Genomic DNA, 379 nt, shown 5'->3' with positions numbered 1-379 from the left:
GTCCCACGACCCCGTACACGCAACCCCTGCCGGGTATCACACGAATACGGTTTAGCCTCTTCCGCTTTCGCTCGCCACTACTCACGGAATCACGGTTGTTTTCTCTTCCTGCGGGTACTGAGATGTTTCACTTCCCCGCGTTCCCTCCACACGCCCTATGTGTTCAGGCGTGGGTGACCCCACATGACTGGGGCCGGGTTTCCCCATTCGGATACCCTTGGATCTCAGCTCGGTTGACAGCTCCCCAAGGCTTTTCGCAGTCTCCTACGTCCTTCATCGGCTCCTGGTGCCAAGGCATCCACCGTGTGCCCTTAATAACTTGCCACAAAGATGCTCGCATCCACTGTGCAGTTCTCAAAGAACAACCAGACACCATCCC

The 379-nt window shown here is 56.7% G+C and carries 1 rRNA gene; it reads right to left on the bottom strand.

The window, feature by feature from the left end:
• Window positions 1-325: ribosomal RNA gene (locus tag ADK67_RS11660) — 23S ribosomal RNA — on the bottom strand; the annotation flags it as partial.
• Between the last annotated feature and the right edge of the window lie 54 nt (window positions 326-379).

The organism is Saccharothrix sp. NRRL B-16348 (assembly GCF_001280085.1).
Classification (GTDB): domain Bacteria; phylum Actinomycetota; class Actinomycetes; order Mycobacteriales; family Pseudonocardiaceae; genus Actinosynnema.
This window is presented reverse-complemented; position numbering and strand designations above follow the sequence as displayed.